Annotated in this window: 12 protein-coding genes; 8 read left to right on the top strand and 4 right to left on the bottom strand. The window is 71.4% G+C overall.

Annotated elements, in window-relative coordinates; translation table 11 throughout:
* Positions 1 to 62: 62 nt before the first annotated feature.
* Positions 63 to 1082 carry a LacI family DNA-binding transcriptional regulator gene (locus ACIHFB_RS01350; protein ID WP_365282294.1) on the top strand — a complete coding sequence of 340 codons (1020 nt, stop codon included), beginning with the start codon at positions 63 to 65 and terminating at the stop codon, positions 1080 to 1082.
* Here ACIHFB_RS01350 and ACIHFB_RS01345 read toward each other — a convergent pair.
* Complete coding sequence (locus ACIHFB_RS01345) at positions 1079 to 5014, bottom strand: glycosyl hydrolase (protein WP_400124860.1); 3936 nt, start codon at positions 5012 to 5014, stop codon at positions 1079 to 1081. The genes ACIHFB_RS01350 and ACIHFB_RS01345 overlap by 4 nt on opposite strands.
* Before the next feature lie 207 nt (positions 5015 to 5221).
* On the opposite strand from ACIHFB_RS01345, the gene ACIHFB_RS01340 reads away from it, so the two are divergent.
* A complete protein-coding gene (locus tag ACIHFB_RS01340; protein ID WP_400124859.1) occupies positions 5222 to 6487 on the top strand; it encodes an MFS transporter in 1266 nt (421 codons plus the stop codon).
* Between the two features lie 43 nt (positions 6488 to 6530).
* The gene (locus tag ACIHFB_RS01335) at positions 6531 to 8015 is read left to right on the top strand and encodes an L-fucose/L-arabinose isomerase family protein (RefSeq protein WP_365282291.1); all 1485 of its coding nucleotides are present in this window, start codon (positions 6531 to 6533) and stop codon (positions 8013 to 8015) included.
* 14 nt (positions 8016 to 8029) lie between these two features.
* On the opposite strand, the gene ACIHFB_RS01330 is transcribed toward ACIHFB_RS01335, so the two are convergent.
* Entirely contained in the window at positions 8030 to 9028 is a 999-nt protein-coding gene (locus ACIHFB_RS01330) for a hypothetical protein (RefSeq protein WP_400124858.1), read from the bottom strand.
* A 359-nt stretch (positions 9029 to 9387) separates the two neighbouring features.
* Between ACIHFB_RS01330 and ACIHFB_RS01325 the strand changes: the two genes are divergently transcribed.
* On the top strand, positions 9388 to 9591 hold the full coding sequence (locus tag ACIHFB_RS01325; RefSeq protein WP_210583575.1) for a cold-shock protein: 204 nt from the start codon (positions 9388 to 9390) through the stop codon (positions 9589 to 9591).
* An 84-nt stretch (positions 9592 to 9675) separates the two neighbouring features.
* Here the strand turns inward: ACIHFB_RS01325 and ACIHFB_RS01320 are convergent, their stop codons facing one another.
* Positions 9676 to 10644, bottom strand: coding sequence for a mannose-binding protein (locus ACIHFB_RS01320; protein ID WP_365282359.1), 969 nt, complete (start codon positions 10642 to 10644; stop codon positions 9676 to 9678).
* 543 nt (positions 10645 to 11187) lie between these two features.
* Between ACIHFB_RS01320 and ACIHFB_RS01315 the strand changes: the two genes are divergently transcribed.
* From ACIHFB_RS01315 to ACIHFB_RS01300, 4 genes are all read left to right on the top strand, one after another.
* Positions 11188 to 12015 (top strand): type VII secretion system-associated protein, encoded by an 828-nt coding sequence (locus tag ACIHFB_RS01315; protein ID WP_365282289.1) that lies wholly within the window; start codon positions 11188 to 11190, stop codon positions 12013 to 12015.
* Complete coding sequence (locus ACIHFB_RS01310; RefSeq protein ID WP_365282288.1) at positions 12012 to 13220, top strand: ricin-type beta-trefoil lectin domain protein; 1209 nt, start codon at positions 12012 to 12014, stop codon at positions 13218 to 13220. Before ACIHFB_RS01315 ends, ACIHFB_RS01310 begins: the two co-directional genes overlap by 4 nt.
* Before the next feature lie 146 nt (positions 13221 to 13366).
* The gene (locus ACIHFB_RS01305; protein ID WP_365282287.1) at positions 13367 to 16684 is read left to right on the top strand and encodes a right-handed parallel beta-helix repeat-containing protein; all 3318 of its coding nucleotides are present in this window, start codon (positions 13367 to 13369) and stop codon (positions 16682 to 16684) included.
* Positions 16681 to 17934, top strand: coding sequence for a S8 family serine peptidase (locus ACIHFB_RS01300; RefSeq protein WP_365282286.1), 1254 nt, complete (start codon positions 16681 to 16683; stop codon positions 17932 to 17934). The genes ACIHFB_RS01305 and ACIHFB_RS01300 overlap by 4 nt, the downstream gene beginning before the upstream one ends.
* Before the next feature lie 625 nt (positions 17935 to 18559).
* Here ACIHFB_RS01300 and eccCa read toward each other — a convergent pair.
* Entirely contained in the window at positions 18560 to 22573 is a 4014-nt protein-coding gene (eccCa, locus tag ACIHFB_RS01295) for a type VII secretion protein EccCa (RefSeq protein WP_400124857.1), read from the bottom strand.
* Positions 22574 to 22804 lie beyond the last annotated feature (231 nt).

Here is a 22804-nt window from a genome sequence, read left to right as displayed (position 1 = left end):
TATGCTGGCCTGGCCCATAAGGCCGCTGTCGTGGCTGGTTGCACTGCCGATATCGCGAGGGGGTGGACGCCATTTCGGCTCGCCCTGCCCGCATTCAGGACGTCGCCGCCGCCGCAGGCGTCTCGGTGTCCACGGTGTCGAACGTGCTCAACCGCCCCGAGCGAGTCAACGCGCAGACCGCTGAGCGGGTACGCAAGGCGGTCGCGGCCCTCGACTACGTTCCCCACCCGGGAGCCTCCGGCCTGCGCACGGGCCACTCGTCCTCGATCGGCCTGGTCCTGCCGGACGTGGCCAACTCGTTCTACGCGCGCATCGCACGGGGTGCCGCCGAGGCGGCGTACACGCATGGCTATGCGCTCGTCCTCTGCCACAGCGGGGACCAACCGGAGCGGGAGCAGGGCTACTTCACCATGCTCGTGGAACAGCGGGCCGTGGGAGTCGTCGTCGTTCCGCTCAGCGCCGATCCGAGCAGGCTGACCCGGCTGCGTGAGCGCGGTATCCCGCTGGTGCTGGCCGACCGCGCGATGCCCGACCGGGACGGCTGTTCCGCGTCCGTCGACGACATCGCCGGCGGCCGCATCGCCGTCCAGCACCTCATGGACCGCGGGGCACGCGACATCCTCGTGGTCAACGGGGAGCGCGGGATCCGGCAGTGCGCCGACCGGTTCCAGGGCGCCCGGAAGGCCGTACGCAGCCAACGGGAGGCGCGATTGGACCAGGTCGTCGCCGAGGAGATGACGGTCGCGTACGGCGCGAAGATCGCGGACCAGCTCGAGGACCTGCCCGACGGGGTCTTCTGCACCAACGACTTCCTCGCCGCGGGCCTGTGCCGAGGACTGACCGATCGCGGTGTGCGCATCCCCGAAGACGTGCAGGTCGTGGGCTACGGCGACCTCGACATCGCGAGTTTCGGCGCCACGACCCTCACCACGGTCCGTCAGCCCGTCGAGGACCTCGGCCGGGCCGCCGTCGAGATGGTCCTCGACGAGATCGAGGCCCGCGCCGAACACACCCACGAGACCAGGGTCTTCGAGCCGGACCTCGTCCTGCGGGACTCGACACGGCCGTCCACCGATCCCTAGTCGGCCCGTGGAATCCGAAGGGTCACCGGTCCCAGCAGGCCCGACGGGAGCTGGTCCGGGAAAGCCCAGGCGGTGGGTGTGGCCTCGGCGAGATAAGGCGCCAGCGTGTTGTACACGGTCACGTCGACCCGGACGGTGCGTCCCGCGGCCCCGCGCAGAGCGAAGCGGTACGGAGCGCAGAACGCTTCGCCGACGACCTCCCCGTCCAACGACACTTCGACGCTGCCCCGCACCCGCCCCAGATCCAGTACGGGGTCCGGCCCCGGTGGCACCTGAAGCGAACGCGAGTAGGCCACGCCCCCGCTCCAACTGCCCAGTCCCATCGAGCTCCAGGCGCCCAGACCCAGCGGCGCCGGTACGGTGCGCACCCGCACCGGACCACGCCACGCGGCCCCGCCCCGCAGAACCGTCACGGGCGCGGTGACGACCTCCACTTCCGTGGGTTCGCCCGAAGGCCTGTCCAACATGACCACTTCACCGTCGAGGGCACGCTCCGCGCCGTCACCGACCCGCACCTGCGCGGGCACCTCCAGCGGCAGACTGACCGACACCGTGCCCGCGGGCACGGTGAAACGGAAGCGCTGCCGTGCTGCACGCATGTCGTCGGTGGACCGCACCGGCAGCACGGCGCCGCCCAACGCCGACGGGCCGCTGAGCCACTCGGCCTCCGGCAGCGGGTGGGGCCGTACCACGGCATGGCAGTGCTGCAACTCGCCCCGTCTGTCCGTGTCTTCGACCGTACGCCCATGCCAACCGCCCGTCTCCGCCTCCCAGCCCGCGCCGCTCACCACTGCCGTCGACTGCGCCACCAGGTCGACGAAGACCGCGTCCCGAATGCCGTCGGTCACGACGTCGAGGACGTGATCGCCCGCCGCGAGCGTCAGTTCATGGCGGAAGTACATGGGCACCGCACCCCAGTCCGCCTCGTAGTACTCGACCTTCTCCTGCCGCGCCACGACGGCACCGTCGACCAGCACGGTGACCGCAGTCGCGGCACCCACGACGAGCACCGCCTCCGCACCGTCGTGGGGGAGACGAAGCCGCGCGCGATACGTCACCGGACCCTGCGGCCGTACCCCCTCGGGCAGGCGCATGAAACGGGGCCGCGGCGGGAATCCGCCCGGCTCGGACAGACAGAAGTAACTGCCCAGCGGCGTACCGGCCTTGGCCGAGATCGTGGAGGGTCGGCCCTGGGCCCCGGACAGTTCGTACTCCAGCACATTGAGGGACCGGGCCACTGTCACCCGCGCGGAGGCCAGGTATCCACCAGGGCCGGTGTCCAGTTGCCGGCCGTTCCACCACACGCGCTTGACCGCCTCCGCACCGACATGGAGGTCGGCAGCGCCCCGGTGATCGGTCTCCACGATGGCTCGGACGCGGGCGGCTTCTCCGTCGCCAGGTACCGGAACGCGTACGAACTCCTCGTTGACCAGTCCCTTGGTGCCGAGCAGTCCGCCCTGATCCCGGATCCCCCGGCTCGACGAGTACACCGCCACATCCCAGCCCGGGGCGAGGGGCAACTCTCCGGCCAGCACCCGCTCGACGGCCCCGGCGTCGAGCGGCTCCGCGGCCCGGGCCGAGGGCGGCATGACGCGGACCCGGTTGCCGTACGTGGCGCGCGTCCGCTGCCACACCGCGTCCGGCCCTTCGCTCTCGGTCCACCGCATGTCCCAGATCTGAGGCTCGGCCACGGACGACCCCGCGGGCAGCGCCAGGTCGCCCCACGTGTTGTCCATGGTGGGGATGAGACGCCCCTGCCAGCCGGTCGAGATGTCGATGGCCTCTGCTGGTTCCGGCGGCACTGTCGCCTGCCCTGACGGTGCGCCCTCGCGCCATACGACGAGGGCGGCGGGGGCGCCGTCCAGCCGTACCTCGATGGTCGAAGTGCCGTCGTCGGAGACGGTGACGCGTGCCGGGGTGCGGGTGCCGGTCGCCGGGTTCCAGACCTCGGCCTCGGCGACGGGGGCGCGGACGGTGATGGACGAAGTACGGGCGTAGCGATCCGGATCGACGACGTGGTTCTTCCGTGGCCGGGGAGTACTCGTGCGCGGCTCGGGCACGCCCGCGTCGGGGAAGGTCCCCGTCACCAGAGCGACCGCCTCGTTCCCCAACCGCCTGACGAGCAGCGGCACTTCGCCCGCGGCGTGCCCGGCCGTGTCGGCCACTGCCGCCGCTCCGGCCTCGGCGTCGTCCACCCGCTCCAGCCGCGGATGCGCCACCAGCGCCGCTACGACGGAGTCGTCACCGGCCAGACCGGCAGCCGTGGTCGGGGGCCGGCCCACCACCACGACCCGTCCACCGGAGTCGAGCAGTTCGGTCAGCCGACGCGCCGTCTCCTCCTCCAGGACGCTTGTCGAGGGCAGCAGCACCACGCCGTAGGCGAGGTCCCTGATATGCAGGGCGCCGTCGACGGGCTTGGCACGCTGGACCGAGTCGTCGTCGATGACGTCGAAGGAGACACGGTTCAGGTCCAGGGCGCCGGTCCGGGGACGCAGCCAGTTGTTGGTGCCGCACAGGTCCAGGTAGTGCTGTTGTGTCTCGTCGGCCTCGGTATGGCCCTCGCCCAGCCGGCCGTCTCCGAAGTGGTGGACGGGCGCGTCCAGCGGGACGAGGGACTGCATGGTGGCGGTGGGGTGCAGGACCGCCACATCGGCGTCGTAGCTGCCCCAGGACATGATCGAGCAGATCCGGGCGACCGCCCGCGAGAAGGCCGGGTACTGCTTCCAGTAGGGCTGGCGCCAGTCGGTGGACGGCGGCGCCCACTCGAACCAGCCGCCCGCGGTGCCGAAGTAACTGGCGTGCGGGTTGTACAGATTGGCGCCGCTGCGCAGGAACGGCAGCAGCCAGTCGTAGGTGTCCTCAAGGGTGCCGCCCCAGCCGGACGAGTGGAACGCCTCCATCCAGACGCGCTCGTGGCCGTAGAGGTGGGCCATGGACGAGTGGACCTTGGCGTCGCCGTGGTGGTCGCTGCCGGCCGCGCTGAACCAGCGGTGGGTGCGGAAGTAGTCGGTGTAGATCTGCGTGGACTGGGCCGGGTAGCCCGCGCGGGCCGGGTTGCTCTGGTCGCAGCCCAGGAGCAGGCCGCGCTCGCGGTGCCAGGCGGCGAGCGGTCGGAACAGGGCCTCTTCGGTGAGTTCCGTGCGGACGCGGTAGTAGTCGGCGCGGGTCTTCGCCGCCCTTGCGGTGGCGCGCGTACCGAACAGGTCCGGGAGGTGGTCGAGGAGGTCGTAGCCGCGCCGGGTGCGGAATTCCTCCGCGAAGCGTCGGCTCCAGGAGTTCGTGCCCGGGAGTTCGTCCTGGAAGCTGCCCGCGATGACGTTGCCCAGGTATTCGGGGACGCGGCGGTCGAATTCGTGGTGGACGGCGTCCATCAGCGCGTCCACTGCGTGCGGGTCGAGGTAGTCGAACGCGGTGGGGACGGCGGTGACGAGCTGTACGTGGGTGCCGTCGGCGGTCGGGGTCGGATCGGGCAGGCGTCGGCCGTCGGCGTCGTACACGCCCACCAGCGTCTCGGCGTCCCGCAGCGCCACGGTGCCCCGGTCAACGGTCGTCGTACGGCAGCTCAGGGCCAGGCCCGCAGCCCCGGGACTGCTCCGGGTGACTGTGCCTTGGAGGTTGGCGCCGGAGAAGCCGATCTGGTCGTAGAACCACAGGCGTGTGCCGAGTGCCGCCGCAACCTCGCAGGCTTCGGTGAAACGGGCCCACCACTCCTCGCTGAACCACGCCGGTTCGTCGGCCGGGGCGCCGAAACTCGGACCGCTCGGCGCCAGGTTGATGACCACGAGGTTGTGGATGCCGCCGTCCGCGAACGCCCGCATCTGCCATTCCAGACGCTCACGGGTGACCTTCGCGCCCGACCACCACCACAGGGGAGTGGGGCCGAAGTCCCGGGGCGGATCCTCGAAGAGTCGCTGAAGCGCGGGGGAGAGCACGGATGCGGTCCTTCCCCTAAAACGTTTTTAGGCCGCCTTCACCGTAGGGGAGCTGGACGGCTTGCGCCACGATCGCGGCGGGTCCGGAAGCGATTGGTGCCGGTGGGTGGTTGTCTGCGCGACACCTTGTTGGAACGTTTTTTGTTCCCTATATTTTCTGCGATCCGGCCCGGGAACCGCGATGTCACGAGACGACGGAGTCGCATCATGGCCGAACAGCCCATCCCGAAGCAGCTCTGGAAGGCCGCAGCCCTGTCGGGCATGGCCTCCTACCTCGATGCCGGACTGATCGTCAGCATCTCGGTGAACCTGGCCATCTACCGCGAGAGCTACGACATGGGCGTGTGGATGGCCGGCGCGATCAGTGCGATCGTCACCATCTGCATCGCCGTCGGGTCCCTCGTCGGCGGACGGCTCGCCGACATGTTCGGCCGCCGTCGGGTCTACAACTGGGACATCTTCTGCTTCGCGCTGGGTGCGCTCGTCATCACACTGGCGCCGGACGACATCACGCTGCTGATCGGTGTCCTCGTCGCCGGCCTCGCGGCGGGCGCCGACCTGCCGACGTCCCTTGCCGTGGTCTCCGACGCCGCACCCGCCCCGGCGCGCGGGCGGCTCGTGGCGTTCACCCAGGTCATGTGGATGCTCGGCATCACCGTTGCCATATTCCTCGGCTTCGTCCTGTCGACGACGGGCATGACCGGAGCGCGCATCATCACCGGCCAACTGGCCCTCGCCGCGCTCGTCACCTGGCATCTGCGATCCAGGCTGAAGCCGGCCCCCGAACAGCACGCCTCCGCCGAGGAGTCGGAGGATGCGGCCGTCCCGCGTGGCGTCGCGCTGAAGAACGTGTGGACACGGGCCGCGCTGTTGCCCATGGCGGCGACGTTCACCTTCTACGTCACCTGGGGACTGGGCGCCAACACCTTCGGCCAGTTCGGCACCTACCTGCTGGTGACCGTCAGCGACGCCTCCCAGAGCCTGGCCACCGGCATCAATCTCGCCTTCATTCCGATCGGGGTCCTGCTGACGATCGCCTTCGTCCGAGTCGCCGACAGTCCTTTGCGTGACCGCCTGTTCTACGTGGCCGCCGCCGTGCAGATCCTCGCGTTCGTCGTCGCGTCCCTGACCGCCGGTGCGCTCGTGGGCATGCTCGTCTTCTTCGTCCTCTACCAGCTCTCCAACCCCTTTGCCGGAGAGGCCAATTACAAGGTCTGGTCGCAGCTCACCCTGCCCGCGGACACGCGCGGCACCACCCAGGGACTCACCTACGCCCTGTCGCGCGGAGTCTTCGCGGTCGTCGCGTTCTTCACCCCGGCCCTGGCCGACTACAGTCCGTCCGTCCTGCTCTGGTCCATCACCGTGTGCATGGCGCTGTCGGCCGGAGCGGGCGCCTTCATCATCCGCGTCCTCGTCCCGCGTGCGCCCGCTGCGGCCCCCGCCTCGACCGACCTGCGGATCGCGAGCATCTGAGCGCCGAAGCCGACCCCGCCAGCGCCCTGAAGGAGCACTTGCCATGACTACGACCGCCTCCACGACGGCAACGACTGAGGGGCGGGCCGCCGAACGGGCCTCTCGCCTGCGCGAGTTGCTGCCACCGGTCGCCCGCCGCCGCACCCGGATCGGACTCGTGGCCGGCGGACTCGGCGCGTACTGGCCGCAGTTCCCCGGGCTTCTGCCGCAGTTGAAGGAGTCGGCCGGCTATGTCACCGAGCGCCTCAGGGGGATGGACGCGGAAGTGACCGACGTCGGGTTCGTCTCCGACGCCGAGGAGGGCGCGGCGGCCGCCGAGCAACTCCGGCGGGCGGACTGCGACTTGATCGTGCTGTTCCTGACGACGTATCTGACCTCGTCGATGGTCCTGCCGATCGCCCGGCGCTCGCACACACCGGTCCTGGTCATCGATCTCCAGCCGACCGAGAAGATGGACCACGCGTCCTTCGACACCGGAGCCTGGCTGGCCTACTGCGGACAGTGCCCGGTGCCCGAGGTCGGCAACGTCTTCCGCCGTGCCGGGATCCCCTTCAGGTCGGTGTCCGGCTGGCTGCGCCAGGAGTCCGCCTGGCAGCGCATCGAGCAGTGGATCCGCGCCGCCCATGTCCGGGCCGCGCTGCGGCACGCACGGCACGGTCTCATGGGGCACGTGTATCCGGGGATGCTCGATGTGTCGACCGACCTGACGCTGCTGCCCACGACGTTCGGCTCGCACGTGGAGGTGCTCGAGTTCGACGACCTGCGGCACCGGGTGGAGAAGGTGACCGACGCGGAGACCCGGGAGCGCATGGCCCTCGCTCGTCAGATCTTCACCCTCGACGACAGCGTGGTGGACGAGGACTTCGCGTGGGGCGCGACCGTCTCGGTCGCCCTCGACCGGCTCGTGGCGGACTTCGGGCTCGACACCCTCGCGTACTACCACCGCGGCCTCGACGGCGAACAGCACGAGCGGCTCGGCGCCGGGATGATTTTGGGCGCCTCCCTGCTGACCGCCCGGGGCGTACCGGCCGCCGGCGAATACGAATTGCGCACCAGCCTCGCCCAACTCGTCTCCCAGGCCGTCGGTGCCGGGGGTTCGTTCACCGAGATCCAGGCCCTCAACTTCGAGGACGGCGTGGTGGAGATGGGCCATGACGGACCCGGGCACCTCGCGGTCAGCTCCCGGGACCCCCTGCTGCGCGGGCTGGGCGTCTACCACGGCAAACGGGGCTGGGGTGTGAGCGTGGAGTTCGACGTCCAGCACGGCCCCGTCACCCTCCTGGGCCTCGGCCAGGACGCCGACGGCAGCCTGTCCTTCGTCACCTCCCAGGGCACCGTCGTCCCGGGCCCGCTGCTGAAGATCGGCAACACCACCAGCCGGGTCGACTTCGGCCGGGATCCCGGCGAGTGGGTCGACGCTTGGAGCGCGACGGGCGTCGGCCACCACTGGTCCCTGGCCGTCGGCCACCACACGGCGGACTTCCGGTCCGCCGCGAGCCTGCTCGGCATCGAACACCGGGAAGTGTGAAGGGGATTGCCCGTTCAGTGCGGTGGGGCCTGGTCATGGGCGGACGACGACGTCAGGTTCTCGGCGATCCGGTCGATGCCGAAGCCACTGATCAAGAGGCGTTCCTTGCGGTTGCCGGTGAGCAGTTGGCTCCAGTCGACGAAGCCGCCGTCGGCGACTTCCAGCTGTTGGTCGTCGTCCATACCGGCAATGATCTTGAAGCAGATTCCTGTGTAGTAGCCGCGTCCGGTCGCCCGGCCGGGATCTTCGACCACGGACGTGCCCGGGAGCGCGGCGAGGTCACCCCGTATCCGTTCGATGATCGGGCGGTTCGCGTCCTCCAGACAGGTGAGCCGGATCTCTGTGCGCCGCGATCCGGCGGCGGCCAGCGCCCGTGCTGCGAACCGGAGATGCTGGGCCAACTGCTCGTACTCGAAGGACCGGTTGCCGGTGTCCCGTCCGGCGGTCACCAGGCCGAAAATCTGGAAGTGGGCGAGCATTCCGGGGCTGTTGAAGTGCTGTGCACGCGTCACTCGTTGACTTGCCGCGAGGCGTACGGGCGCACTTGAACGAGGATCTGCGGCCAGGGCCAGTGAACGTCGCGCGGACGCCTCCAGCGCCAGCCCGTTCGTCGGGTCGGCGGCGACCTCGCTGCCGCGAATCGTCGCGATCACCTTGCGCGGATCGACACTCGCGACACCTGAATGCGCCGCCAGAGGCAGCACCGGGGAAAGCACGAGCATCTCGAAGTCGTCGGACAACTCGGCTACGAAGGCGTCCTCGGCCCGGCGGAGTGCGGTCAAGCTCGTCGGCGCAGGCGCGACGAACCGATCGCTGCGATAGCGCCGCATCACGTCCGCCGGCGAAAGCCGTTCTGCACGGCGCCGGAACACCTCGAGCAGCAGCGTGGTCAGATCACCGCCGGACAAACCGTCGGTCATCAGCTCCAAAAGCGCCGGGCCATGGGGCCGGTCCAGGACGCGTCGTAATGCTGGGTTGGCCGGGATTTCCCGAGGGGAATCGTCACGCGTCATGACCATGGAGTATCGCGGGACGGGTTCCGGCTTGACGAGGGATTATTTGGCGTGACAACGACGACGGGCAGGCCCGTGTCCCAGAGCATCGTCCCCAATGTGCCGCCCGAACTCTTCCCCGGAGGCGAGACCCCAAGGCGGCGTTCCTGAACTGGCCGAGTGGATTCCCTCAGTGAGGGTGTGGGTCTGGCTGTTGTTCCCTGGTGGCAGCCGGTTTTGGCGTGTAGCGTCGCGGTGAGATGTCGTGGTTGGCAGTGGAGTGCTCGTGCTGTGGTGCGGGTGTTGTGCTGTGGGTGACCGGGGCGATCTTCTCCAGGGCCGCGTGGTGCGGTTCCTGACACTGACTGAGAGGCACCAGCATGGCCAGCGGAACCGTCAAGTGGTTCAACGCGGAAAAGGGCTTCGGCTTCATCGCCCAGGACGGCGGCGGACCGGACGTCTTCGCGCACTACTCCAACATCAATGCCTCCGGCTTCCGTGAGCTTCAGGAAGGCCAGTCGGTCACCTTTGACATCACGCAGGGCCAGAAGGGCCCGCAGGCGGAGAACATCACCCCCGCCTGATCCAGGATGCCAAGTAGGTCCCGGAGCACACGCGCCGGGACCTACTGCGCTGCCACGACACATCACCCAAGTCCGCCTTGGGCGTCAGGTCGACCAGATCACGCTGCCGTTGTACACGATGACCACCTTGGCATCGCCCTGTAGGACCAGCTGGGCCCCGTCGTGGCCGTGGCTCTGGGAGGCCCAGATGGGGCGGTCGTCGGCGTTGTGGATGACGAGGTTGCCGTCCTGCTGGAAGATCGCCCGATGGTTCTGGCCGAAGGTCATGGACGCCCAGATGGCCTTCCCTAGCTCGTTGTAGACGACAAGGTTGCCGTCGGTCTGCATGACCATCCGGATGCGGTTGGTGGTCCAGGCCTGGTTGACCTCCAGGACACTGGGCGCAAGGACGGTCTCGGTGCTCCAGTTCGGCTTCGGGCTCGGCTTGGGCTTGGGCTTCGGCGTGGTCTTCGCCTTGGGCGAGCTGCTCCTGCTGGGCTCCGACGCGGGCGCGGCGGGCACGGGAGCGGTGACCTTCGGAGGCTCGCTCTTCTTCGGCTTCTCCTTCTTCGGGGACGCACTGGGCTTCTCGGCCACGTAGTCGTCCAGGCCCGCCGGTGCGGAGTTGGGATTGAGGACGGTGTCGGAGCCCGCGGTCAGACCCTTGGCGGAGTCGCGCGGCCCGTCGTCGTTCCCGCTACCGGCCAGCAGCAGCGGTACGGCGATCAGAACGGCGCCGGCGATCGCCGCCCCCGCCAGGACCGGCTTGCGGGGGCGTCCGCTGCCGAAGCCCGTCTGGGTCTTGGCGGCCGGCGGCGTCGTCCCGACGGCTGCCGCTACTGCGACGCCCTCCTCGGGAGCCTCGGCGGTAGCGGCCGCTGCGGTCTCCTCGGTCGGCGGTGCGGCGGCGGTGGTCTCCCCGGCCGGGGTGGTGCCGGGCTCCGCCTCGGGGGCTGCGGCCGTGTCCGGCGGCGCCTCGTCCGGTGCGGAGGGCTGGGAGGGTAATCCGGCCTCCTCTGCGCGGGCGGCGGCCGCCTCCGCGTTCGCGCCGGGCGTCTGGTGCTGGGGGGACATGCGGTACTCCTCCTTGGTGGCGGAGCTGTCGATGGTGGGCAAGCCCGCGCGGTGGCCGGCCGGACGAACGCCGGGAAGCCCGGCGGGCGTTGGGCGAGTGCCGCGCCGAGATGAACCAGTTCGGCCCGGTCCCGGTCGCCGAGTCCCGCATGACCCACCCGCGGTGGCGGCCGCAGGCCGATCCGACGCCCTTCCGAGCTGCAAGGTCTTCCCGTACGGCCCCGGCCCGGACGTCCGAACCGGGAGGCATGGTACGTCGATCAGACCGATGGCGTACCCAACTTAGCCCGTACCGGGGGCGATCAGTCGCCCCACCCGCCCCAACCCTCCCGTCGCTTTGTCCGCCCACGCCTCCCTGCTCCCGGAAAGTCCTCCACCCGGGCAGTAAACGGGCACGCGGGCGCCCGATACGGACCCCGCCCGGCCCGCCACGGACGAGGCTCGTGTGGCATTCTGTTGGCGCCCCGAGATGATCAGTGTTCGGCGTGTGTGCATGCCGATCGGCACCCAAGTATTCGTACTGACCGAAGAGTTCAGGTGGAGATGCGGCCCGGACAACGGCAAGAGGGCGGCCAAGACGCCCTGTCCGTGGTGCCGCACGACTCCGCTCCGAGCACCGCCCTGGAGTCACCCGGCGCCGATCCCGCCGGGGCCACCGACACCCCCGAGATACCTGAGGCCGTGCGGGCCGCCGCCCGTCGGGCGCCAGGGCACTGGATCGGGGTTGTGGACCCGGAGTGGACCGAGGAGCGGACGCCGCCGGAGTGGGCGGTGCTGGGGGAGTGGCAGTCGGACGAGAGCGGTGCCGTGGGGGACTATCGCCCCAACCCGGCCTACCGCCCGTCGGCCCGGGTGCTCGGCTGGCCGGAGCCCACCGATCCGGTCGACGCGGCGGCACAGCGGGCCGCCACCGGCTACGGCTCGGTGGAAGAGGCACTCGCGGCGCTCGCGGAGGCGGACGTGTCGGTGGTGCGCGCACCGGACGGCGGGCCGCTCACGGCCGCCGGGCTGGACGGGGCGCCCGTGGTGCTGGCGTTCACCTCATCGGCACACGAGTTCATGTCCGAGGCACTTCGGCATGACACGCTTCCCGCCAGGGAGTTGGCCCGTTCACTGAGCGGTTCCGGCCCCCTGCTGATGGTCAACGCCGGGGCCGCGGCCCCCTTGCTGGTCCCGGCGGACAGTCTCCTCGGTCCCTTGCGCGAGCCGGGTGCTGAGAGCGCGCCCGCAGCGGATGCCGCCGCGGATCAGAGCTTCGGCGCCCCTTCCCGTACGGCGGACCGTACGGCTCCTCCGGCCGCGACCACCTCCGTCGCTCCGGCCGACAAATCTCCTGAACCCTGGCCCCACATCACAGGGAGGACCCCGTGACGCGTCCGGTCCAGCACACCCCCACCTCTCCGAGGTCGGAGTCCGGCTCCGACGGCGAGGAGACGGCCGCGACAGCCGTGGCCGCCTCAGCCACCGCTCCCGACCCCGAGCTCACCGAGGCGAGGACCGGGGAGCAGGCCGCTGCCAACGCCGCCGAGGCGGAGGAATCCACCGCCAAGGCTAGGACCACCGAACCCGCAGCCGGGACCGTCCGCAAGAGCGGGGCGGTCTCCGGCGGTCGGACCGAGACCGAGTCCGAGTCCGAGGCTGCTTCCGAGTCCGAGTCCGCGGCTGATCCCGATACCGCCGCCGCGGACAAGAGCCGGCTGCCCGCGCTCGTGCGGACCATGACCGCCACCGCCATCGACCGGCCCCAGCAGCAGACCGCCCAGGTGGGGCGGCCGGGCAAGGCGGCGCTGGCGGGGGCGGCGGTCGTAGGGGCGCTGCTCGTGTCGGTGCCGTTCCTCGTACTTGCCGGGGGCGACGACAAGGACCCCACCAAGTCGGCGCCGGCGGGAGGAACCGTGCTCGGTGGTGCTTCGGACGAGGCACCGGGCGACTTCGTGGAGACCGAGCCCGACACCAAGTCCACGGACGACGGCAAGAAGAACTCGGCCACGCCCGACAAGCCGGTGCGGGAAGCCTCCGCGGGCGGTCCGGTGCAGGACTCGGGCAAGGACGCGCCGAAGGAGGACGCCGGCGCGAAGGACCAGCCGAAGGGCGACGCGGGCGGGCAGGACCAGGCTGAGAAGCCCAGTGGCTCTCAGGCGTCCGGCAGCGGCAACGAGCAGTCCGGCAACGCCGGTTCGGGCGTGACGTTCAGCGCACCCGTCTCGCTGCGCAGCCATCTGTCGGGCCGCTGTGTCGACGTACCGAACTCCGAATTCGGCGACGGCAAGAAGCTGTTCGTGTGGGACTGCAACAACGGCGCGGCGCAGAAGTGGCAGTTCGCCTCCGACGGCACGATCCGTATCAAGGGCCTGTGCATGGACGTGGCCAACGCGAACTACAACGACGGCTCGCCCATCCAGATCGCCAGGTGCAGCGGCAATGCCGCCCAGAAGTTCGTCCTGAACGAAAGCCACGACCTGGTCAACACCGTGGTCGGCAAGTGCGTCGACATCAAGGACAACAACGCGGGCAACGGGGCCTGGTTGCAGCTGTGGAGCTGCGCCGGCACCGACAACCAGAAGTGGAGCGTCTGACCGGACGACGCCCGCAGGCCGAGATCACCGCTCTCGGCATCCGCAGACCCCGAAGGCGGGGCATGATGGCACGGTCGGCTCGCCGACATGCGCCCCCGGTGAGGGGGCGTCCGCTGTAGACGCCACCGGAGCAAGGAGGTTGGTGCGTGTCGCGCCAGGTACTGACGGTCGGTCCGGGGGACCGGGACCGCTACCGGACGATCGGTGAGGCACTCTCGGCTGCCCGCACCGGCGCGCTCATCAGCGTCCGGCCCGGGACGTACGTGGAGAACCTGGTGATCAACACCCGGGTCACGCTCACCGCCGCCGAAGGGCGGGGCACCGTCGAGATCCGGCCGCGTTCGGGCAGCGTGCTCGCCCTGCGCGCCGACGCCGTGATGGTGTCCGAGCTGACCCTGCGCGGCGGCGACGCCGAGCTGCCCGCCGTGGACGTACGGCGCGGACAGGCCGCGTTCGACGGCTGTGAGATCGTCGGCGCCGCCTGGACCGCGATGCTGGCCGGGGGCACCGGTTCCCTCGCGCTGCGGGACTGCCGGGTGAGCAACCCGCAGGGCGCGGGCATCGTGGTCACCTCGACCACGCCCACCACCGTGGAGTCCTGCACGCTGGAGCACCTGGGCACCAGCGGACTGGTCCTCACCGAGCAGGGCGAGGCCCGCATCCGCGGCTGCACGGTGCGCAACGCCCGCGGCAACGGCCTGCTCGCCAACGGCGAGGCCCGGGGCACCGTAGAGGACTGCGACATCTCCTCCACCGACAAACCCTCCATCGCGCTGGAACAGAACTGCGCCCTCACGGTGACCCGCACCGTCGTGCACGACACCAGCACCGGCGTACATCTGAGCAGCGCGGGCCGTACGACGCTGGAGGACGTCCGCGTCACGGGCGCCTCCGGCAACGGGATCGCGCTCGCCGGGGGCACCGACCCCGTGCTGCGCCGTTGCCGTGTCTCGCGTACCCGCGGCCAGGGCGTGCTGGTCACCGACCGGGCGCGCGGCACGTTCGAGGACTGCTGGGTGGACGGCGCGCAGGGCGCGGCGCTGCGGGTCGCCGGGGCCGCTTCTCCGGCGCTGACCGGCCTGACGGTCCGCGACTGCGAACAGCTGGGGCTGCTCCTGGAGGAGGACTCGGCGCCGGAGCTGGACCGCCTGGAGGTGATCGGCGGCGCACCCTCGATCACGGTGCGCGGCGGCGCCAACCCGCTGCTGCGCCGGGCCCGGCTGGTGGAACCCGCGGGCGACGGCATCGCGGCCGGCAAGGACGCCCGGGGCCGCGCCGAGGACTGCGAGATCGTACGGCCGAAGGGCGCGGGGGTCCGCGTGGGCTCCGGCAGCACCCTCTATCTGGCCGGCGGCGGGGTTTCCGACACCGCCACCAGCGGCCTGATCGTGGAGGACGGCGGCAACGTCACCGTCCGCGACTTCCGTGTCGAGATATCCGGCGAGGAGGGCGTGGTGGTCGCCGCGGGTGGCGAGTTGACCGCCAACCGCACCACGGTGCACGCCGCTCAGGGCCATGGCTTCCTGCTCCACGAGGGCGCGCTCGCCTCGCTCAGCGGCTGCGAGGTCTCCGGCGGCGCCCAGGACGGCTTCCGGGTGGAGTCCACCGCGCCGGTGTCCCTCGTGAACTGCCTCGCCCGGGAGAACGAGGGCGGCGGTCTGGTGCAGACCGTTGCCGGCGAACGGCTCGCCGTGGAGGGCCTGAGCAGCACCGGCAACGGCAAGCGGGACGCCTGGGGCACCGGCAGCGCCGAGAACACCGACCCGGCCGGCTCAGGCGCCGCGGACGCGCCCCCGCCGGACCGCGTGGACGGCCCGCTCGGCGCCCTCAACGCCCTGATCGGCCTGGAGAACGTCAAGCAGCAGGTGCGCACCCTGGTCAACCTGACCCAGCTCGCCCAGCGTCGCGAGCAACTCGGCATGTCCGCCCCGCCGATGAGCCGGCATCTGATCTTCGCCGGCCCGCCGGGCACGGGTAAGACCACCGTGGCCCGCCTCTACGGCTCGATCCTGGCCGAACTGGGCTCGCTGCGCAGCGGACACCTCGTCGAGGTCTCCCGCGCCGACCTGGTCGCACAGGTCGTCGGCGGCACCGCGATCAAGACCACCGAGACCTTCCAACGAGCCCTCGGCGGCGTCCTGTTCATCGACGAGGCGTACACGCTGACCGCGGACAGCGGCAACGGCGGTGCCGACTTCGGCCGCGAGGCGGTGGACACCCTGCTGAAGCTGATGGAGGACCACCGCGACGACGTGGTGGTGGTCGCGGCCGGATACTCCCGTGAGATGGAGTCCTTCCTCGGCTCCAACCCGGGCCTGGCGTCACGGTTCTCCCGGACCGTCGAGTTCGAGAACTACTCGGTGCCCGAACTGGTCGCGATCATGGAGAACATGTGCGCCCAGCACCAGTACGAACTGGGCGAGGGCACCGCGGCGGCGCTGGCCGCGCACTTCGAGACGATGGAGCGGAACGCCGGCTTCGGCAACGGCCGTGCCGCGCGCGGGGTGTTCGAGGAGATGGTGGACCGTCAGGCGGTCCGGCTCGCCTCCCAGCCGCAGGTCGGCGAGCACGACCTACGGCTGCTGCTGCCGGAGGACGTCTCCGCCACCGCGGCCGCGAAGGCCACCGATTCCGCCGCCCCGGACGACGACCCGCTGACCCGTCTCGGCGACATGATCGGCCTGGCCGAGGTGAAGCGCGATGTCGCCGACCTGGTGAACCTCATCACCACCGCCCGACACCGTGCCGCAGCCGGGCTGCCCGTGCCCTCGCTCAGCCACCACCTGGTCTTCACGGGTCCGCCCGGCACCGGCAAGACCACCGTCGCCCGGCTCTACGGCGAGATCCTGACCCAGTTGGGCATCCTCAAGCGGGGTCAGCTGATCGAGGCGGCCCGCGCCGACCTGGTCGGCCGCTACATCGGCCACACCGCCCAGCTCACCCGCGAGGTCTTCGAACGGGCCCGCGGTGGCGTGCTGTTCGTCGACGAGGCCTACACCCTCACCCCGCGCGGCGGCGGCGCCGACTTCGGGCAGGAGGCGGTGGACACCCTGCTGAAGCTGATGGAGGACCACCGCGACGAAGTGGTCGTCATCGTCGCCGGCTACACCGACGAGATGGAGCGCTTCCTCGCCTCCAACCCGGGCCTGTCCTCGCGCTTCCCGCGCCGGATCGCCTTCGCCGACTACTCCTCCGAGGAACTGGTCACCATCGTGCGCGCCCAGGCCGGGAGCATGGGCTACGAGTGCGGGCCCGGCACCGGCCCGCTGCTCAAGGAGTACTTCGACTCGATGCCCCGGGACCGCTCCTTCGGCAACGCCCGGCTGGCCCGTCAGGTGGTCGAGGCGATGGTCACCCGCCAGGCGGGACGGCTGGGTTCGCTGGCCGCACCCACCCTGGACGATCTGCGCATACTGCTCCCCGGGGATGTGCCGGCGGCGACCCCGAAGGCGGCTCCCCGATGACTCCACGCGCCCGCGAGGCCGCCCGTCTGCTGTCCGGCGCCGGCCTCGCCGCCGCCCTGCTGCTGCCCACGGCCGTTCCGGCCCATACGGCACCCCTTTCGCGGGTGCCGGCGGCCGACGGGGAGAAGGGCCAGGCGCTCCCCGGCATGCCCTCCGCACTCGATCCGGAGGCCGAGCAGGTGGCCTGCACCCCCGCCTCTCGCGCGAAGGCGAAGAAGCAGGACTGGTCGCGCCAGCGCCTGGACCTGGACCGGCTGCGCGGGCACAGCACCGGCGCGGGCGTGACCGTCGCCCTCATCGACACCGGTGTCGCCCCCGACGCCGCCGGTCTCGACGGCCGGGTCACCACCGGCGGGGCCGCCGCTGACGACTGCGTCGGACACGGCACCTTCCTCGCCGGGCTGGTCGCCGGAACCGGCGGGGACAGCCCGAGCCTGGCCGGGGTCGCCCCGAACGCGAAGATCCTGGCCCTGCGCGGCACCGACCCCCGCGGTGCGGCGAGCCCCGGCCTGGTCACGGAGGCGATGCGTGCGGCCACCGACGCCGGGGCCGAGGTCATCGCCGTCACGGTGGCCCTCCCGCGCCGTGACGCGGCGTTGACCGCCGCGGTCGCCGCGGCCCGCCGCGCGGGCGCGGTCGTGGTCGCCGCGGCCACCCCGGACCCTCCGTCCCGGGGCGGCACCGACGAGATCCCGTCCCGCGTCTACTGGCCGGCCGGCGAACCCGGCGTCCTCTCGGTCGCCGACATGCTCCCCGGCGGAGTCCGGCCGGACGGCGCCCTGCCCACCACGGGCATCGACCTGGCCGCCCCCGGCGCCGGCGTCGTCTCCGGCGGCCCGCGCGGCGAGGGCCACTACCTCGGCGCCGGAGCATCCGTGGCCACCGCCTACGCCGCCGGGGCCGCCGCAGTGGTCCGCGCCGCCCGTCCCGCCGACTCGCCCGACGCCGTCATCCACCGCCTGACCGCCACCGCCTACCCCGCCGACATCCCCCAGTTGGACGCCTACGCCGCCGTGACCACGGTCCTCGGCGACGCGAGTGCCCCGGCCGGCACCGAGCGCGCCGCGGATCCCGTCACGACCCGCGACACCTCCACCGCCGACCGCGCCATCAGCCGCGCCACCCTCTTCGTCCTCCTCGGCTCCGCCGCCGTACTCACCGTCCTCTGGGCCGCTTTCACCCTTCCCCGAGCCCGCGCCCGGGGGTGGCGTCCGGCGAGGGCGGACGGCGGAGGAACGAGCGAGGACTGAGCCGAGCCCGAGGCAGGCCGCGTACGCGGCTTGAGCGGGTCTGCTGGACGTCCGCGGGTGGGTTCGGTGTGGGCGTGCGGTCAGAGGCCGGGCGGCTGCCTGTTCGGTGTGGCCGGTTCTGTTGTTGGTCGGCGGGGCTGCCGATTCGGTGTGTCGGGGGCGCTGGATGTCGGCGGGCGTATTCGGTGTGGGCGTGCGGTCAGAGGCTGGGCGGCTGCCTGTTCGGTGTGGCCGGTTCTGTTGTTGGTCGGCGGGGCTGCCGATTCGGTGTGTCGGGGGCGCTGGATGTCGGCGGGCGTATTCGGTGTGGGCGTGCGGTCAGAGGCTGGGCGGCTGCCTGTTCGGTGTGGCCGGGTCTGCTGTAGGTCGGCGCCTGCCCATTCGGTGTGGCTGGGCCTGCTGGACGGCGGCGGGCGATTCGGTGTGTGGGCATGGTGCTGGAGGCCGGCCGCCGCGCATCCGGCGCGGACCGTCCTCGCCGGGCGGGCCGGCAAGCGTCCGTGCGCGCGCCCGGCCCTGTCCGCCGGCGAGACATCACCGGTGACCGGGGATCCGGTTCGTCCCGGAACCGACGGCGGGGGCCACCTCAGGCGGCCCCCGCTGCGTACCTCGCGTTCTCGTGCGGTCAGCCCTCCTGTCCCGGGCTCTCCTCCACCAATGCCGTCTGCATCAACCGGGCCCGGCGGCGGGCGATGTGGAGGGCGCGGCCGGGTGGGAGGTTGAGGGGCTTTGCGTTGCCGAAGAGGCGGCCTTCGGTGGGCGGGCAGGAGAGGAGGACGGCGGGGTTGTTCGCCTCGTCGATACGGCGGATGAGGCCGTCGCTGAGGCCGCGGCCGGCGCCCATGGCGCTGCGGGCGACGACCAGGTGGAGGCCCATTTCGAAGCCGAGGGTCAGGTGCTCGAAGAGGGGCTCGAAGGGGCTCTGGAAGGAGTTGCCGGAGACCATGTCGTAGTCGTCGACCAGGATGAACAGACGCGGGCCGGTCCACCAGTCGCACCGACGCATCCGGGCGGGAGCGATGTCCGCGCCGGGGACGCGGGTCTTCAGCGCGCGGGCCGCGCCGTCGACGGTCTCCTTGAGGTTGTCCAGGGAGATCACGTGCCCGATGCGGTACTCCTCCGGGATGGCATCCACCAGGGTGCGGCGGTAGTCCACCGCGATGATCTTCGCCTCGCTGGGGGCGTAGCGGGAGGTGATGCCCTCGGTGATCCGGCGCAGCAGATTGGTCTTGCCGCTCTCGGTGTCGCCGACGACGATCAGGTGCGGGGTACGGCTGAAGTCGTGCCACACCGGCTCCAGGGCGTCCTGGTCGATGCCGAGCGGGAGACGCAGGCCGCCGCCCTCGGTGGGCTCAGGCGCGGGGAGTTCGGCGACCGGGAGCCGGTGCGGCAGCATCCGGACCGGCGGTGCGACCGGACCGGACCAGTGCCGTGCGACCTCACCGACCAGGTGGGCGACGCCCTCGCCGAGGTCGTCGAGGGAGCCGCTGCCGTCCAGGCGGGGCAGGCCGCCGAGGAAGTGCATCTTGCTCTCGGCGGTGATGCCGCGCCCACCGCTGCGCGGCACGGACCGGGCCTTGCGGGTGTCGATCTCGGAGTCCATCGGGTCGCCCATGCGCAACTCCAGGCGGGTGGCGGCCTGGTCACGGACCTGTGCGGACAGCTCCACCCAGCGGGTGGTGGTGATGAGCAGGTGGATGCCGTAGTTCAGTCCGCGGGCGGCGAGTTCGTTGAACTTCGGGACCAGGTCGTCGTAGTCCTGACGGACCGTGGACCAGCCGTCGACCACCATGAAGACGTCGCCGAAGGGTTCGTCGGGGAACTCCCCGGCGGCCCGGCGACGGCGATAGGACTGCATGGAGTCGAGGGTGTGGTCCACGAAGAACTGCTCGCGGTGGGCGAGCAGCGTCATCACCTCGGCGACCGCCCGGTGCACCCGCTCCGGGTTGAGCCGCGCCGCGACACCGCCGACGTGGGGGAGCCCGGCGAGCTGCGAGAGGCCGCCGCCACCGAAGTCGAGGCAGTAGAACTGGATCTCGGCGGGGGTGTGGGTGAGCGCGAGAGCGGCGATCAGCGTGCGGGCGAGGGTCGACTTGCCGCTCTGGGAGCCGCCGGCGATGGCGACATGGCCGCCGGCCCCGGAGAGGTCCACGACCAGCGGATCGCGGCGCTGCTCGAAGGGCTTGTCCACCAGACCCACCGGGACCCGCAGCTTGCCGGTCCCGGACCAGCCGGCGGCGGTGAGGCCGCGCTCGGGATCGGGGGCGATGCCGGGCAGCAGGACGTCCAGCGGGGACGGCTCGTCCAGTGGCGGCAGCCACACCTGGTGGGCGGCGGGGCCCGAGTCGCGCAACCGGTCGAGGGCCACGTCGAGGAGGGTTTCCTCGTCGCCGGTCTCCTCGGTCTCCGGCTCGGGCTCGGACGACGGCTCCAGCGTCCGCGGCACCACCCAGCCGCTGGTCCACGGCACCACCTGGCTCGCCACCCGGGCCTGTACCACCGCGCCGGTGCGGCGCCGGTACGTACCGGAGGAGTAGGCGGCGCGGAACCGGGTCAGGGCCTCCACGCCGGACTTCAGGAAGCCGCTGCCGGGCTGGGCCGGGAGTTCGTAGGCGTCCGGCACGCCGAGCACGCCGCGGCTCTCCATGGCGGAGAAGGTGCGCAGGCCGACGCGGTACGACAGGTGGCTCTCCAACTGGTGCATACGGCCTTCGTCCAGGCGCTGCGAGGCCAGCAGCAGGTGCACTCCGAGGGAGCGGCCGAGGCGGCCGATCATCACGAACAGGTCCATGAACTCCCGGTGCGCGGAGAGCAGTTCGCTGAACTCGTCGACCACCACGAAGAGGCTGGGCAGCGGGGTGAGGTCCGCCCCGGCGGCCCGCGCCCGCTCGTACTCCAGGGCGGAGGTGTAGTTGCCGGCGGAGCGCAGCAGTTCCTGACGGCGGATGAGTTCGCCGTGCAGGGCGTCCTGCATCCGCTCCACCAGGGCGACTTCGTCGGCGAGGTTGGTGATGACGGCGGAGGTGTGCGGCAGTCCGTCGAGGCCGAGGAAGGTCGCGCCGCCCTTGAAGTCGACCAGGACGAAGTTGAGGGTCTCGGAGGAGTTGGTCAGGGCGAGGCCGAGGACGAGGGTGCGCAGCAGTTCGCTCTTGCCGGAGCCGGTGGCGCCGATGAGCATGCCGTGCGGGCCCATGCCGCCCTGCGCGGACTCCTTGATGTCCAGGTCCACGGGGCGGCCGTCCACGCCGACCGCGATCGGTACCCGCAGCCGTGCGGAGCCGGTGTGCCGGTCGAAGAGGACCTTCGGGTCGTGCCGGTGCAGGTCGGGGATGCCGAGCAGGGTGGTCAGTTCGACGTCGTTGTCCAGCGGTTGCGCGATGTCCGTGCCCAGACTCATCCGGCGTGCGGTGAGCAGTCGGGCCAGGGACTCGGCGCCGAGCGGGCCGAGCCGGTCCGGCCTGCCGAGTGGCACGGAGCGCTCCTTGCGGCTGCGGTCGGTGCGCACCAGGCTCACCTGGTCCGCTCCGACGGTCAGCCGCAGCGTGTTGCGGCCGGGCCGCCAGCGCAGCGCCCCGGAGACGTCGAGGACCATGGCGTTCCGGTATCCGTGGCCCTCCCAGCGGTGGCCCTCGGGGACGGTGACACCGTCGAGGACGATGACCGTGTAGGGCTCGTCGCGGCCGGGGCGGGCGTCCGGGTCGAAGCCTGGGCGCTCGGCGAACTCGGCGCCGAGCAGGTCGTCGAGTTCGGTGAGGTCGGCGGTGATCCGGCGGACCTGGCCGGCGCCGTCCTCCTCGTGCGGATGCAGCGCGTGCGGCAGCCACTTGACCCACTCCCAGTCGGGCCGCCGCTCGTCACTGGCACAGACGGCGAGCCACAACTCCTCGGGCGCGTGGAACACCGCGAGCTGGCCCAGCATGGCGCGCACCAGGGCACGCACCGTCTCGGCGCCCTCAGCCCGGTTCTCGCCGCTCACCCCGGACGGCGGGGCGCCGGGCCCGGCGGGCTCCTCGACGGCCGTCTCCTCGGGGCGCAGCAGAACGCGGGCCGAGGAGCGCAGATAGAGCCCGAGGGGTTGTTCGGGGATGGTGGAGTAGGCGCGGATGAAGCGGCGCAGGGCGTGCGCGCAGAGCGGTTCGAGGTCCTCGACCGGGCGCGTGGAGACCGGGTTGAGGGTCAGTGCGAGCTGCTGTTCGCCGACCGCGAGACGGACCTCGCCGAAGTCCTCGTCGGCCGGACGGCGTTCCCACAGCCGCGAGGTGCGGGCCAGCGAACGCAGCGAGGAGGGTTCCGGATGGCGCCAGGCGAGCGCCCGCTGCTGTTCCGCGATGGTGGCCCGGACCCGCTTGCGGGTCTGCGCCAGATAGCGGAGGTAGTCGCGGCGTTCGCCCTTCAGACGCTGCTTGCGCTCGCTGGAGCGGCGCATCAGCTGCCCCAGCAGCATCGCACCGGCGGAGAGCGCCATGACGCCCATCGCCAGATACATGAAGACGCCGTTCCCACCGCCCGGGCGCAGGAACATCAGCATCATCGACACCGACATCAGCGCCATCGGCAAATAGGTCCATATCGCCGAGGTGTCCGGCACCGTCTCGGCAAGGACCGGCGGTTCCTGGAGGGTCAATTGCCCTTCGGGCATCTCGGGTCCGCGCCTGCGGGCCGGCCGGCGAAACAGCACCACACTCAAGGAACGAAACCTCCGGTTTCACTGGCTTTCCGGCCCGCGCCGAATACCGGCACACCCGGTAGCGGGAAAGACCGCACCGCGCCCATTCTGCGCGTCCCGGGCGGCGCGGTGAACGCCGGATGAATGTTGTGAGCGGAAAGCGAGGGATGCTCAACTCCCGCCGCACTCAACTGCATACCGGAC

The organism is Streptomyces sp. NPDC051963, assembly GCF_044593495.1.
GTDB lineage: Bacteria > Actinomycetota > Actinomycetes > Streptomycetales > Streptomycetaceae > Streptomyces.
Note: the sequence above shows the minus strand (reverse complement) of the source record. Positions and strands in the feature narration are given on the sequence as shown.